The organism is Comamonas sp. Z1 (assembly GCF_008121555.1).
GTDB lineage: Bacteria > Pseudomonadota > Gammaproteobacteria > Burkholderiales > Burkholderiaceae_C > Comamonas > Comamonas thiooxydans.
Window position 1 is genome coordinate 42588 of the sequence record NZ_VOQT01000017.1, and the last position, 13282, is coordinate 55869.

The 13282-nt window shown below is 59.2% G+C and carries 10 protein-coding genes, 1 tRNA gene and 1 pseudogene; 4 read left to right on the top strand and 8 right to left on the bottom strand.

What is annotated here, in order from left to right; all coding sequences use genetic code 11:
* Positions 1 to 3 precede the first annotated feature (3 nt).
* Complete coding sequence (locus FSY45_RS22350; RefSeq protein WP_046462655.1) at positions 4 to 846, bottom strand: MetQ/NlpA family ABC transporter substrate-binding protein; 843 nt, start codon at positions 844 to 846, stop codon at positions 4 to 6.
* A gap of 207 nt (positions 847 to 1053) precedes the next feature.
* A complete protein-coding gene (locus FSY45_RS22355; RefSeq protein ID WP_034359209.1) occupies positions 1054 to 1890 on the bottom strand; it encodes a MetQ/NlpA family ABC transporter substrate-binding protein in 837 nt (278 codons plus the stop codon).
* Positions 1891 to 2052: 162 nt separating this feature from the next.
* Here FSY45_RS22355 and FSY45_RS22360 point away from each other — a divergent pair, with 162 nt between their 5' ends.
* Positions 2053 to 3090: a P1 family peptidase gene (locus FSY45_RS22360; protein WP_046462627.1), complete on the top strand. Its 1038-nt coding sequence runs from the start codon at positions 2053 to 2055 to the stop codon at positions 3088 to 3090.
* Here the strand turns inward: FSY45_RS22360 and FSY45_RS22365 are convergent.
* The gene (locus tag FSY45_RS22365; protein ID WP_046462626.1) at positions 3087 to 5390 is read right to left on the bottom strand and encodes a DUF1631 family protein; all 2304 of its coding nucleotides are present in this window, start codon (positions 5388 to 5390) and stop codon (positions 3087 to 3089) included. The genes FSY45_RS22360 and FSY45_RS22365 overlap by 4 nt on opposite strands.
* A gap of 48 nt (positions 5391 to 5438) precedes the next feature.
* Complete coding sequence (ettA, locus tag FSY45_RS22370; protein ID WP_003063408.1) at positions 5439 to 7100, bottom strand: energy-dependent translational throttle protein EttA; 1662 nt, start codon at positions 7098 to 7100, stop codon at positions 5439 to 5441.
* A gap of 264 nt (positions 7101 to 7364) precedes the next feature.
* Here ettA and FSY45_RS22375 point away from each other — a divergent pair, with 264 nt between their 5' ends.
* A complete protein-coding gene (locus FSY45_RS22375) occupies positions 7365 to 9206 on the top strand; it encodes a DEAD/DEAH box helicase (RefSeq protein ID WP_046462625.1) in 1842 nt (613 codons plus the stop codon).
* A gap of 213 nt (positions 9207 to 9419) precedes the next feature.
* The gene (locus tag FSY45_RS22380; protein ID WP_039050894.1) at positions 9420 to 11156 is read left to right on the top strand and encodes a M14 family zinc carboxypeptidase; all 1737 of its coding nucleotides are present in this window, start codon (positions 9420 to 9422) and stop codon (positions 11154 to 11156) included.
* 103 nt (positions 11157 to 11259) lie between these two features.
* Here the strand turns inward: FSY45_RS22380 and FSY45_RS22385 are convergent.
* A tRNA-Arg gene (locus FSY45_RS22385) sits at positions 11260 to 11336 on the bottom strand.
* 232 nt (positions 11337 to 11568) lie between these two features.
* Between FSY45_RS22385 and FSY45_RS28510 the strand changes: the two are divergent.
* A pseudogene (locus FSY45_RS28510) lies at positions 11569 to 11664 on the top strand (thermonuclease family protein); the annotation flags it as partial.
* 239 nt (positions 11665 to 11903) lie between these two features.
* Here FSY45_RS28510 and FSY45_RS27905 read toward each other — a convergent pair.
* The 3 genes from FSY45_RS27905 to FSY45_RS28515 form a co-directional block, all read right to left on the bottom strand.
* Entirely contained in the window at positions 11904 to 12050 is a 147-nt protein-coding gene (locus FSY45_RS27905; RefSeq protein ID WP_171832486.1) for a hypothetical protein, read from the bottom strand.
* A 316-nt stretch (positions 12051 to 12366) separates the two neighbouring features.
* Positions 12367 to 12708, bottom strand: a complete 342-nt coding sequence (locus FSY45_RS22395; RefSeq protein ID WP_003063420.1) for an RNA-binding protein — start codon at positions 12706 to 12708, stop codon at positions 12367 to 12369.
* Between the two features lie 111 nt (positions 12709 to 12819).
* Positions 12820 to 13026, bottom strand: a complete 207-nt coding sequence (locus FSY45_RS28515; RefSeq protein WP_080944573.1) for a hypothetical protein — start codon at positions 13024 to 13026, stop codon at positions 12820 to 12822.
* Positions 13027 to 13282 lie beyond the last annotated feature (256 nt).

The window sequence follows — 13282 nt, forward strand, 5'->3', positions numbered from 1 at the left end:
GTCTTACTGCAAGAATGCGGGCTTGGCATAACCCGCAAACTTGCTGTCCACCACGCCCTTGAACTCGGCGGACTTGTAGGCTGCAGCCAGATCCTTGGCCCATTGCGCATCCTTGTCCTTGGTCTTGACGGCCACGATGTTCAGATAATGCTCGGGCGTTTTTTCCAGCAGCACCGAATCTGAAAGCTTCAGGCCCGAGGAGATCGCAAAGTTGCCGTTGATGATGGCGTACTGTGCATCATCGAGCGCGCGCGGCAGATGAGCCGCATCCAGGGGCACGAGCTTGATCTTCTTGGGATTGGAGGCCAGATCCAGCTCGGACACGCGCAGCGGGTTCACGCCTTCCTTGAGCCTGACCAGACCCGCCTGCTGCAGCAGCAGAATGCCCCGAGCCAGATTGCTGGCGTCGTTGGGCAGGGCAATGCGATCGCCCTCCTTCAGGTCGGCCAGACTTTTGCGCTGCTTGCTGTAGACGCCCATGGGCGCAATCGGCCCCTGTACCAGGGCCGTCAGATCCAGCTTGCGGTCACCCTTGAACTGGTTGAAATACACCTCGTGCTGGAAGAAATTGGCATCCAGCGAACCGTCGGCCAAAGCCAGGTTGGGCTGGACATAGTCGTTGAACTCCACCAAGCGAACCTTGTAGCCCTTCTTCTGCAGAATGGGAACTATGCCGTATTGAAGCTGGTCGATGTTGGAGCCGGCCGTGCCACCGATGACCAGTTGCTTTTTGCCGGCGTCCTGGGCTGCGGCCTGCAGGGCACCCATAGCCAGAGCGGCTCCCGCCAGCAGGGCGGTGGCCAGAAGACTGCGGCGGCGGTGCGCTACGGAAAAAAGAGTGGTCATGCTTTGCTCCTCGTTGATGTACTGTGTTTTGATATCAAAGGTCTGACTCTGCATCCATGCAGAGGCCTTTGCAGTATCCAGACAGGGAGAGCAAATTCCAACCAATAAAAACCCATGCTCTTATTTGCTTTTCATCTAAAACCGGCAAATCCACGAGCATGAAAAAAGGGCCGCATCGCGGCCCTTGGCGTCTTCAGTCCAACCCCATCACTTCAGGAAAGCAGGCTTGGAGTAGCCGGGGAACTGGCTGTCCACCACGGCCTTGAACTCTGGCGAGCGGTAGGCAGCAGACAGATCCTTGGCCCACTGGCTGTTTTCGTTGCCGGTCTTCACGGCCACCACGTTCAGGTACAGATCGGGAGTCTTTTCCAGCACCACGGCCTCGCTCAGCTTCAGACCCGAGGAAACGGCAAAGTTGCCATTGACCACCACATAGTCAGCATCTTCGAGCACACGCGGCAACTGGGCTGCCTCCAGCGCCACAAACTTGAGCTTGTGGGGATTGGCGGCCAAATCCAGCTCGGAGATACGGGCCGGGTTCACCCCTTCCTTGACCTTGACGAGGCCTGCCTGCTGCAACACCAGCAATGCACGAGCCAGGTTGCTGGGGTCATTGGGCAGAGCCACCTTAGCGCCGCTCTTGATATCGGCCAGAGACTTGTGCTTTTTGCTGTACACGCCCATGGGTGCCACCGGGCCCTGAGCAATCGCAGTCAGCGCCAGCTTGCGATCCGTGGTGAACTGATCGAAATAGGCACGGTGCTGGAAGAAATTGGCATCCAGCGAACCGTCGGACAGCGCCAGATTGGGCTGAACATAGTCATTGAACTCGATCAGCTTGATCTGATAGCCCTTTTTCTGCAGCTGAGGCACTATGCCTTTTTGCAGCAAGTCATAGTTGGAGCCGGCGGTGGCGCCAATCAGCAGGTTCTTCTTGGCCGGGTCCTGCGCCAGAGCAGGTACACCGGCAGTCGCCAGCAATGCGACTGCGGCAGTGGCCAGAACGGCACGGCGGCTGGCGGCAAAAGAAAAATGAGCGGGCATGGATCTCTCCTTGAATTGGATGCGCGTGGGCAGCACGGCTCTCATTTGTTTACCGAGCTGCAACAATGTGAGCAAGTATGACCCCTACACGGGCAAACCCTAAAGAATAAAAAACCATCTATTTATCCATAAAAACATATAAGAAATACAAGGAGTACTGGCATGAGCGCTTTTTCAACGATTCAAGATCTGCTCGCACACGAAGGCCATATCGGCCGTGTGCAGGGCATCTCCGTCGGCCATTTCAGCGACTCGCGTCGCCCCACGGGCTGCACCGCCGTGCTTTGCCCTCAAGGTGCCGTGGGCGGTGTGGATGTGCGCGGCGCAGCCCCTGGCACGCGCGAGACCGATTTGCTTCACCCCAGCAATCTGGTGCAGGAGGTCCACGGCATCATGCTGGCCGGCGGCAGCGCCTGGGGGCTGGACGCTGCCACAGGGGCCGTGCGCTGGCTGGAAGAGCAAGGTGCCGGCCTGAGTATCGGCGTGGGCCGCATTCCGCTGGTGCCGGCGGCCGTGCTCTTCGACGTGATGATGGGCGATATGCGCATACGCCCCGATGCTGCGGCCGGCTATGCCGCCTGCCGGAATGCGGGGCTGGACTCAGGCACCGGGCGACCCGCCGAGGGCAGCGTAGGCGCTGGCGCTGGCGCCGTGGTGGGCAAGGTCTTCGGCCATGAACGCGCCATGAAGGGCGGCATAGGCACGGCCAGCTTTACCGTCGATGGCGTCACCGTGGGAGCCATCATTGCCTGCAATGCGCTGGGCGATGTATTCAACCCCTTCAACGGCGAGTTGCTGGCCGGGGCGCGCACGGCAGACGGCCTGCAACTGCGTGGCACCCGCGATGCCTTGCTGGCGGGCGAGGAGCCCAGGCCGGTTCTGGCCGGCAGCAACACCACGATTGGCGTCGTAGCGACCGACGCTGTCATCACCAAGGCCCAGGCTCATCGCCTGGCCGTGGTAGCCCATGACGGCCTGGCGCGTGCCATCAACCCTGTGCACACCATGAGCGATGGCGACAGCCTGTTTGCCCTGGGCACGGGTCGCAGCGGCAAATCGCCGGGAATGATGACGCTGAGCACCTTGGCGGCCGAAGCCGTGGCCATAGCCACTGCGCGCGCCGTCTTGCTCGCCCAATCGGTACGCATCGAAGGCCAGACGACGCTGCCCAGCCATCAGGATTTGCGCGCAAGCAGCTAGGCCATCGCCTCAAGTCGCCGCAACTGCCCCTGCGTCAGCAATTTGTCGCGCATGCGGCGCGTCATGGACTGGGTGCTTCCGTCTTCGGCGGTAAACAGAAACAGGCTTTGTTGCGGGCTGACCCAGGTGAGCTTGGTGCGCAGTTGCTGGCGCTCGTTGCACAGCTCCACCCAGGTGCCCAAAGGCCATTCGGCAACCTCAGCAGGCTTGCTCTGCCCCATGGATGCATGTGCCGCCATGGGAGCAGAAACAACTGCCTCAGTCTCGTCCAATGGAGCACTTGCTGTCTTTTGCGGCGCTGTGGTCTTGAAGACAGGTCCTGAGGAATGGGCTGCGGCCTGAACCTGCGCCTCTCGCATCACGGCCACTGATGGCGGATCCTCGACTCTGTCGGTCAGTACCGGCAAGGTGATATCCAGTCCTGCGCGCACCGTTTCTGAGGCACCATCCAGACCCGCCAGCACGCTGGGCAGTTCACCGAGTACATCCACCCTGGCAAATTCGTCGGAGCCGGACTGGCCCGCGGCCTCGGCCGCATCCAATACCCGCTGCTGAAGGCTTCCCAGCCGGGCCGCCAGTGCGGCGATTTCGACATCCGTGCGGCCCACGCTGCGCAAGCCTCGCGCCAGGCGGCGCTGCAACTTGGGCGCCACGGCCACCAGCCGCGTCACATCCTGAGCAGCCTGCGGCGACACGCTCCACAGCAGGCTGGGCACCAGCGCCAGATAGCCACCCGGGTCGCGCTCCTGCCCTGGTTCGGCCCGCTGCTGTGCCTGGGCAATCACACCGGCCCACGGGCCGGTCACAAAATCCAGAATATCTTCAGGCACACCCTTGGCACTGGGCAGGCTTCGAATCATCTGCGCCAGTTGCAGGGCATCGGGCTTGATCTGCTCGATGGCGCTCACAACTTGGCGATCGACCAGCCCCAGCGCCGAGCTCATCAGCCCTTGCCGCGTGGAATGCTCGACTTCGGTATGCTGGCTCAGCGCCGCAACGCGGCTCATACGACCTTCCGGCGGCCACTGCTCGCGCACAAATTGCAGCACTCGGGCAAATACATTGGCATTTGCCTGCCCTGCACTAGCCAACTGGTTCGCCGCAGCCTCTGCCACGGTGATGAAGTGGGCAAATCCCAGAGCAGATTCGCTGGCAAACCAGAGGCTGCGAGCCGTCAGCTCGTCCAGCAACTGCCGTGCCGGGTGCAAGCGATCTTCAAAGAAAACACCGTCTTGCGCCACCAACTGGCTCAACATGGGTTCAAGCCGCAACAAGACCCGCTGCACCGGCGGCAGCAGGCGGCCGTCGCTGGTCATATGGCTCATCATTCGCTGCAGCGTGCGTATCTGAATCAGAGCACTGGGCGCCTGACTGGGCTGTGGTGCGCGCAATCCCCTCAGAGCACTGGGTACCCAGGGTTGTTGCGAAGTCTGCAGCGCATTGGCCGAATACGAAGTCCAGCCTGGCTCCAGCCCCGCATCTTGCACAGGCGCGATAGAGGCCGGCTCGGTCGCCGGCCAACCCGCCAGCATGGAGTCCGTCAGCGACTGGGGCACGGTGCAACGCGAATCATCAATCCAGCGCAGATCTGAGGCCAACTCCTGCAACAGCCGCAAGGTCAGTAGGCATTGAGGCCGGGTGTCGCCGTCAGCGCCATAGCGGGCAGGCTGCACGCCATGCTGGCGCAGCAAATTGGCAGCACGGGAATATTCAGAAGCCAGAATCGAGCCCAGCTGCTGCGACATGAATTCATGCCAGCAATCGGCCACTTCCGTGGCGGGCTGAACAGCCGTCAACGACTGGCTCAAAGCGCGTACATAGTTCTCCAGCCGCAGCGGATTGCACTCTGGCCGAGCGGATTCAAGCCCCTGAGCGCCGCTCATCAACGCATCCAGATCAGCCAGCGCCAACTCGACCTGGGGCTCGACCATCTGCACCAGCTTGTGCTCGGCCTTGAGCTGACGGCTGGCCGACTCGGCCATGGCCGCCAATGGCAAAAGCCGGCCAGTGACAGTATCCAGCGTCTGTGCAGAAAAGGAAAAAGGTTGGCGCGCTGACAGTACCAGCGCCTCCAGCAAATTCTGCGGGAAGCTGCTGATCACCGAGGCCCGGTGCTGCTGCAGGTTATGCAGCGCAGCGCCGAGCACATCGCGCCTTACAGAGTGGAAACCCGTCGAAAACGATTGCTCCAACGCATATTCGGTGCGCTGCAACAATCGCAGCGCGAATGCATCAGCGCCACGCACCACCTGGACAAGGCAGGTGCGCAGCACGGAAACGGATGCATGTGCGAGGCTCATAGCCCCTAAGAATACCCGCTCCAGCCGATGCTGGAGACATTTTGATGCTTACTTCAACGCCTTGTAACGCATGCGCTTGGGCGCAGCACCTTCCTCACCCAGTCGTTTCTTCTTATCGGCTTCGTACTCCTGGTAGTTGCCGTCAAAGAATACCCACTGGGAATCGCCTTCGGCGGCCAGGATATGCGTGGCAATACGGTCCAGGAACCAGCGGTCATGCGAGATGACCATCACGGTACCGGCATATTCCAGCAGCGCGTCTTCCAGCGCACGCAGGGTTTCCACGTCCAAGTCATTGGAGGGCTCGTCCAACAGCAGCACGTTGCCGCCTTGAATCAGCGTCTTGGCCAGGTGCAGGCGACCGCGCTCGCCACCGGAGAGGTTGCCGACCTTCTTTTGCTGGTCTTGGCCGTTGAAGTTGAAGCGACCCGCGTAAGCGCGCGACGCCATGGTGAACTTGCCCACGGTGATCATGTCCAAACCGCCGGAGATGTCTTCCCACACGGTCTTTTCGTTGGCCAGCTCATCACGGTGCTGGTCCACAAAGGCCATCTTCACGGTCTGGCCGATATCCACCGTACCTGAATCAGGCTGCTCCTTACCCGCGATCAGCTTGAACAGAGTCGATTTACCGGCACCATTCGGTCCGATGATGCCGACGATGGCACCAGCGGGAATGTTCATCGAAAGGTTGTCGATCAGCATGCGGTCGCCAAAGGACTTGGAGACATTGGTGAACTCGATGACCTTGGAGCCCAGACGCTCGGCCACAGGAATGAAAATTTCCTGTGTTTCATTGCGCTGCTGGTATTCGTAATCGCTCAGCTCTTCAAAGCGCGCAATACGGGCCTTGGACTTGGCCTGACGACCCTTGGCATTCTGGCGCACCCACTCCAGTTCCTTCTTCAAGGCCTTGGCACGTGCTTCTTCGCCCTTTTGCTCGGCTTCCAGGCGGTTGCCCTTCTGGATCAGCCAGTCGGAGTAGTTGCCCTTGTAGGGAATGCCATGGCCACGGTCCAGTTCCAGAATCCATTCGGCCGCGTTGTCGAGGAAGTAGCGGTCGTGGGTAATGGCGACCACGGTACCGCTGAAGCGGTGCAGGAACTGCTCCAGCCAGTCCACGGACTCGGCGTCCAAGTGGTTGGTCGGCTCGTCCAGCAGAAGCATGTCAGGCTTGGACAGCAGCAGCTTGCACAGGGCAACGCGGCGCTTTTCGCCACCGGAGAGCTGACCCACGATAGCGTCCCATGCCGGCAGGCGCAGTGCATCCGCAGCGATTTCCAGCTGATGTTCAGAGTCCGTTCCCGCAGCAGCGATGATGGCTTCCAGCTCACCTTGCTCGGCAGCCAGGGCGTCAAAGTCCGCATCTTCTTCTGCGTAAGCTGCGTACACCTCTTCCAGACGGGCCTTGGCATTGTTCACCTCGGCCATGGCTTCTTCCACGGCCTGGCGCACGGTGTGCTCGGGATTGAGCTGAGGCTCCTGAGGCAGGTAGCCGATGGACAGGCCCTGCATGGGGATGGCTTCGCCTTCATACTCCTTGTCCACACCGGCCATGATCTTCAACAGCGAAGACTTGCCCGAGCCGTTCAGACCCAGCACGCCGATCTTGGCGCCGGGGAAGAAACTCAGGGAAATGCCTTTCAAGATCTGGCGCTTGGGCGGCACCGTCTTGGTCAGCTGATTCATCGAAAAAACGTATTGAGCCATGTCCGAATTGCTTTGAGTTACTTGGATTTATGCAAAAAAGTGTGCCGCTTTACACGGCAATCAAACCATGATTATCGGTGCATGCGACAATACCCCTCGCAACAGGCGTCCAGTTGCCTGCTGCAGCAGCACTTCAGCTGGGGACAAAGGAAGCGTTTCCAAGCTCCCAACACGCAAACTATATCTGCCTACAACTGGCCAGGCACCCCACGGGTGCCATGACAGGCTGATACCCCGCGCCCAGGATTGGCGCAATTGATCACAATGACATTTGAAGAACTGAATCTGGCACCCGCCATTCTGAAGGCCGTACAAGAACAGGGTTATGAAAACCCGACTCCCATTCAGGCACAGGCCATTCCTCTGGTTCTCGCCGGGCACGATCTGCTGGCCGGCGCCCAGACCGGTACCGGCAAGACTGCCGCCTTCACGCTGCCCATGTTGCAGCGCCTGGCAAGCGGCACAGCGCCCAAGAACAAGTTTGGCGGCAAGGGAATCCGCACTCTGGTGCTGACCCCTACCCGCGAACTGGCGGCCCAGGTGGAAGAAAACCTGCGCGGCTATGCCAAGTATCTAGACATCACCTCGACGGTGATTTTTGGCGGTGTCGGGATGAAACCGCAGATCGCCCGCATCGAAAAAGGCGTGGACGTTCTGGTTGCCACGCCCGGCCGTCTGCTGGACCTGGCCGGTCAGGGCTTCATGGACCTGTCCACCGTCGAGATGCTGATCCTGGACGAGGCCGACCGCATGCTGGACATGGGCTTCATCCATGACGTCAAGAAGGTTCTGGCGCTGGTGCCCAAGGACAAGCAAAGCCTGCTGTTCTCTGCCACCTTCAGCGATGAAATTCGCGAGTTGGCCAATGGTCTGCTGCGCAACCCCCAATCCATCCAGGTCACGCCGCGCAACACCACCGTGCAGCGCATCAAGCAGGTGATCCACCCCGTGGGACGCGGCAAGAAAAAGCAGGTGCTGCTGCACATCATCCAGGAAAACAACTGGAGTCAGGTGCTGGTCTTCACCCGCACCAAGTTTGGCGCCAACAACGTGGCCGAGTACCTGACCAAGAACGGCGTTTCCGCCATGGCTTTGCACGGCAACAAGAGCCAGAGCGCCCGTACCCAGGCCTTGGAAGGCTTCAAGACAGGCGAACTGCGTGCGCTGGTGGCAACAGATATCGCGGCACGCGGCATCGACATTGATGAACTGCCCAATGTGGTGAACTACGAGATCCCCAATATCTCGGAAGACTATGTACACCGTATCGGCCGTACCGGCCGTGCCGGCCGCGAAGGCAACGCAGTCAGCCTGGTCTGCATGGACGAAGAAGGCTTCATGATGGATATCGAGCGCTTTACCAAGCAGGAGATTCCGGTGCAGCCCATCGAAGGGTTTGGTCCTGAAGAAGGCGAAATCGCCGAGCCCATTGCCATGGGCCGACAAACCCTGTGGGGTGGCGCTGGCAAGCCTCCCAGCCGCGATGTGATGCAGGCAGCTGCCAAGGCAGCCCGCCAGGAAATGATGGAGCGCATCCGCTCCAACAAGACTCCCAATGGCGGCCGCGGTGGCCGCCGCCCTGCTGCCGCAGATGCCCAGCAAGGCGAAGCAGAAGGTGAAGCACAGCAACGCCCCGCACGCCAGCACAAGCCCCGCAGCAACAACCGCGTCAACAGCCAGCGCAGCCAGGGCCAGCAAGCTGTCGAACGCGGCGAACGCAACTCCGATCGCGGCGCAGAGCGCAACGGCGAGCGCAGCAACTCCTTCGGCCCGAGCGAGCGTGCTCCACGCCCCCAGGGCAACAACGATCAGCAGCGCACTCCCAAGCGCGGCGGCGCCCGCCAGTTCGGTGATCGTGAACGCGGCAACCGCTACGACGACCAACCCCCCCGCGCCGATGCGCACCTGGGCACGCAGCAAGGACATGCCCGCCACAACGGCGCGCGCGGCAGCAATGCCGGTGGCCAGCCAGATCCAATGCGCACCAGCGTGGACAGCATGGCTGACCGTGGTCGCCGTGGCGGCTTTGGCGGCGGTCGCGGTGGCTTCGGCGGAGGCAATCGCGGTGGCAACCGTGGAGGCTTTGGCGGCGGTTACGGCCGTTAATCCACGGCGTCTATGGCTGAAGGTGTGAAACTACCTTCAACCCAACCTCCTGAAGGGCTGCAATCTCCAATATTGCAGCCCTTCTGTTTTTTCCAGCTGCAGCATCGCTGCGTGCTGACAGCCGACAGCAAGCCAGCCGACCTAATATGGGCTCCAGATGTGCGAAGCTTGAGCTTTCGCTCTTGGCATGTTCTTTTTATCTGCGTTGAACTTATGACATTTCTTACCAAGCCTGTTTTCTCTCATGCCAAGCGCACGCAGTCCGTCTGGACCCAAAGCATGCTCAAGCTGACGACAGTGGGCTCGGCAGTGCTATTGACGGCCTGTGCCAATGTGCAGCTGCCGCCCTGGGCTGGCATGTCAGGCCCTGCAACGGCCCCAGCCCCCTCCGCAGCAAGTTCTCCTGCCGCCCCTTCGGTGATCAGCCAGGCGGTTGCCCCTACGCCACAGCTGACTGCCCTGCCCTATAACCCGGCCATCGAGTCTCGCTTTACCGACCCCACCACTCTTTATGACACTCCGGGTCTGGGTAGCGGGCGACAGCAGTTCAGCACGCAGACAGAAATTTCTGCATGGTTGCAATCAGTGAGCAGCAAGGCTGGTAACGGCTCGCAACTGTCCACCGTCACTATCGGCACCTCTCAAAGAGGACTGCCGATTCAAGCGCTTATTGCGACTCAAGGCCAAAGCACCCAGGCAACAACCATCAACAGCAGCGGCAAACCCACTGTGCTCTTGGTCGGCGGCCAACGTGGCGACGAACCTGCCAGCACTGAGGCCCTGTTGGTCGTCGCACGTGAACTGAGCCAGGGCGGCCTGCTGGCGCCCTTGCTGCAGCAGACCAACATCATCATCGTACCCCGGGCCAATCCTGATGCGGCAGGCACAGCCAGCCACGTCACAGCAGACGGCACAGACCTCGTTCACGATCATCTTCTGCTAAGCACTCCGGAAGCACAGGCCCTCGCCCGCCTGACCCGTAACTACCGGCCTGCAGCTGTGATTGATCTACGTGAATTTGCAGCAGCTGGCACGTTGCTGCAGAAGTTTCAGGCCGTGCAGCGCTACGACGTACTACTGCAACCCGCTGCCACGGCCAACGCACACGAATTTGTCAACAAGGCAGCACGAGAGTGGTTCAGCCAACCCATACGCAACGCTCTCAAGCAGGCAGAGCTCAGCAATGAATGGTTTTTTCAGCCCAGTGCTCAGCCTGAAGACAAATCAATGTCCATGGCCGGTTTGACTGCCGACACTCTTGCCAACACCAGCAGCCTCAAAAACTCTGTCGCTCTGCTGATAGCCAGCCGCGGCTCCGATCTGGGGCGCCTGCACATTCAGCGCCGCGTGCACAGCCTGGTCACTGCGGCAACTGCAGCACTGCGAGCCACGGCCGAGAAATCAAAAAACCTGAAGCAGGTCGAATCCTTTGTGTCCCGCGATATTTCCGCTCTCGCTTGCCGCAACACCCTGACCATCCAGGCCAAACAAACACCTGAGCAGCGCACCATCCGCATGCTGCAGGCCGAATCCGGCCAGGAAATCGAAGCCCGTGTGGACTGGAATTCATCGCTGAACATAAAGCCCGAACAAAGCCGTCCCCGCCCATGCGGTTACTGGCTGTCGGCTGACTCAGGGCGAGCCGTCGACCGTTTGCGCCTACAGGGAGTGCAAGTCATGCAGATTGCAGAATCTGGTCAGATGCTGGCAGAAAACTACACCCCATCCCGTACCGGCAGCAACACCCCCGTGCTGACGCGTGGCGCCATTGAAGCGCCAATGGGCAGCTACTACATCACCCTCAACCAGGCAAAAGCGCATTTGGCGACTGCAGCTCTCGAACCTGACACACCCTTCAGCTATGTAAGCAAAAGCCTGATTACTGCCCCCACGGACATTGCACGCGTCGTCGCCGCACCATCGGTCGTTTTTGAAGAAGAAATGGAATGAAAAGAGGCAAGATCGCAGAGTCTTAAATGCACTCTGCGCACACTGCTGATGCAGAAACAAAAAGCCCATTCATGCAATTGCATGAATGGGCTTTTTCTTCACTTGGCCTGCCCGACAGGGATCGAACCTGTGACCCACAGCTTAGAAGGCTGTTGCTCTATCCAACTGAGCTACGGGCAGATGATTGATTTCACTAGGTTTTTTGGGTCTAGCCTCAACCTAGATTTGCGGAGCGCTCCGCATCGGTCATTTCTCGTTTGATATGACCGGTCGTTATTATGCACTGGATAACAACCCTCTCCACCTTTGCCTCATGCTCGCCTCAGCCCTCATCTGCCTTGTTGTCGGGGTCTGAGACGGCGACACCCTGACTGCTCGATGTGGCGAGCTAGGGCGATACGAACAAGTCAAGGTGAGACTTCAGAGCATCGACGCCCCTGAGCGCAAGCAGCCCTTCGGGGAGCGCGCCCGGCAAGCACCGGCCGAGCTGACATTTCAGAAAAAGGTTGAGCTGCGCTGCACCAAGACAGACCGGTACAAGCGACAAGTGTGCTCTGTGGGGGTAGCTCCCGCATCAGCCCCGACCGAGCCGGCCTGGCGAGATCTCCACCAGACGTTTTTAGCCGCCTCCAGTTCAGCTAATCGAACGCCCAATCAAGGGGCCTCAAAGTCCCCTGCCGCAAGGCGTGCCGGCGCGGCTCTTTTGAGACTCTCAAAAGTCGCACCGACACAAAGCCTATCCCTTACCTACTTGTTTTCGACCAGTCCCTCAGAGTTCAGGACTGGCGCAACTGTTTCGGACCCTGTAGCTTTGCGCTGGGCCTTCTCAGCCTTCTTTTTCTTCTTCTCCAGCTCCCGCTGCCTTTTTTCGAATTGGTAGTTGGGTTTTGGCATCAGGCGATTCCTTAGTGGTTTAAGTTACCCACCATAACCGATGTACCGCCCTTGGGAGTCTTCATTCGCCCGGAAGTGTTTTTTGTTTTGCTTCCTGCTCAGCTTGACGACATGCATGCCGATCCCAAGAATGAGCGTCACAAGCATGGACGTTGCAAACTTGCCATCAGCCAGCGCAACCACACGCGGCTGCACTCCTCAAAACCCACACCTCATAGAATGCCCGCCAGTGGCCTGCAAGCCCTAGCAATCGGCCCACTCACTGGAACAAAAACGCCCTCGAACTGAGGGCGTTTTTCTTGAGTTTGCAACTAGATCAGTAGCCGCCGCCATAGCCATCGTTGCCATAGCCAACATTTGGACGAGAGCTGGCGCGGAATTCGCGGTTGCCACCGAATCCACGACCTTCTTCACGAGGTTTCGCAAGATTGACAACGATCGAACGTCCATCAACGGACATGCCATGTAAAGCAGAAATAGCTGCCTGACATTCGTCCGCAGACGTCATTTCGACGAACGCAAAGCCTTTGGAGCGTCCGGTCTCACGATCCATCATGACCTTGGCAGAGGTAACAGTTCCGAACTCAGCAAAGTTGCTTCGCAGGTTGGAGTCGGTCACGGAGTAAGGCAGGTTGCCAACGTAAATTTTGGTGCTCATAGGAGCCTTTTCTAATGGTGACACGTCAAGGATTGACGCATCGTTTGAATGTGGCAGTGGGAATGGGAGTCCACAGCAACCGGAGGATGAAGTTGGGAGCTCGTTAGCCGCTCAGCACGTCGATGGCTGCATGGAGGTATGCAACCAGCCTTGGGTTACAGCAAAAATCTTTGCTGCTTCGGTCGAGGCGAATGTTCTGTCAAAGCGAAAAACACGGCAGTAACTGCTGTTGTGCCTGGTACGCTGAAGTGCGAAGGAAGCTTGAAAGCGACCGCAATTGGTCTTGTGTGATGTGGGCGTAACGAAGTACTTACCCATGGCGATAGGAGTCAGTGGAATCTAGTTCAATAGAGCAGGCCAAGCGGCCCGCATGAGCGTTTGATAACTCGATTGGCTGCTGCTCTACAGCCAACGGTGCGAGATGCCTCGCAAAAAAATCCTTGCCGGACGACGTTCTTGCCTTCCGGAAGACGCTGCAAGACAACTAATTGTTCGCAACTGGAACTCATCATAATACTTTTATATAAAAAATACAACTTTTATTATTTTTAATTTGCTTATTGCTCTACCCATC

What these genes read in the sequence shown, in the direction of transcription:
- ettA (WP_003063408.1), bottom strand. Translation starts at nt 7,100, where the DNA reads ATGGCTCAATACGTTTTTTCGATGAATCAGCTGACCAAGACGGTGCCG.
- FSY45_RS22395 (WP_003063420.1), bottom strand. Translation starts at nt 12,708, where the DNA reads ATGAGCACCAAAATTTACGTTGGCAACCTGCCTTACTCCGTGACCGAC.
- FSY45_RS27905 (WP_171832486.1), bottom strand. Translation starts at nt 12,050, where the DNA reads ATGCCAAAACCCAACTACCAATTCGAAAAAAGGCAGCGGGAGCTGGAG.
- FSY45_RS22375 (WP_046462625.1), top strand. Translation starts at nt 7,365, where the DNA reads ATGACATTTGAAGAACTGAATCTGGCACCCGCCATTCTGAAGGCCGTA.
- FSY45_RS22360 (WP_046462627.1), top strand. Translation starts at nt 2,053, where the DNA reads ATGAGCGCTTTTTCAACGATTCAAGATCTGCTCGCACACGAAGGCCAT.
- FSY45_RS22350 (WP_046462655.1), bottom strand. Translation starts at nt 846, where the DNA reads ATGACCACTCTTTTTTCCGTAGCGCACCGCCGCCGCAGTCTTCTGGCC.
- FSY45_RS22355 (WP_034359209.1), bottom strand. Translation starts at nt 1,890, where the DNA reads ATGCCCGCTCATTTTTCTTTTGCCGCCAGCCGCCGTGCCGTTCTGGCC.
- FSY45_RS22365 (WP_046462626.1), bottom strand. Translation starts at nt 5,390, where the DNA reads ATGAGCCTCGCACATGCATCCGTTTCCGTGCTGCGCACCTGCCTTGTC.
- FSY45_RS28515 (WP_080944573.1), bottom strand. Translation starts at nt 13,026, where the DNA reads ATGGGTAAGTACTTCGTTACGCCCACATCACACAAGACCAATTGCGGT.
- FSY45_RS22380 (WP_039050894.1), top strand. Translation starts at nt 9,420, where the DNA reads ATGACATTTCTTACCAAGCCTGTTTTCTCTCATGCCAAGCGCACGCAG.